At 49.5% G+C, this 406-nt stretch carries 1 protein-coding gene; it reads right to left on the reverse strand.

Annotation, left to right across the window (positions count from 1 at the left end):
- A partial coding sequence (locus NE473_RS30440; protein WP_349769266.1) for a DNA cytosine methyltransferase occupies positions 1-303 on the reverse strand: 303 nt, incomplete at its 3' end.
- Between the last annotated feature and the right edge of the window lie 103 nt (positions 304-406).

Below are 406 nucleotides of genomic sequence, written 5' to 3' on the forward strand. Positions count from 1 at the left end.
CTGCTCCTTGCTATCGTCTATCCTCATGTTCGGCATTCTCTCGCCTATTTTCAGATACGGACAATTTGCAGATACGAGCGCCTGAGCCATTATCGGCACCACGCTATTCCCGATCCGCGCCACCTGTTCCCCGACCGGGTACGGCTTGCCCTCAATATCCCGATTAAGTATATAATCCTCCGGGAACCCTTGCATTTTCTTAAGTTCTTCCGGTTTTAACATGCGGAGAAAGATATCTTTTATGAGATACTGTTCTCCATCAATATCAGTGACTACATTCACGAGGCCGAATCGATCCTTCATTGTGATGGTCCCCAGCGGCTTCCCCGCTTCCTGCCCGCAGCCAGTGCCGTAATACTTAATCAGGAATGCAGATATAAGTCCAAAATGCCCCGGTGATGTGGTG

This window comes from Hungatella sp. SL.1.14 (assembly GCF_024460495.1).
Taxonomy (GTDB): Bacteria; Bacillota; Clostridia; order Lachnospirales; family Lachnospiraceae; genus Hungatella; species Hungatella hathewayi.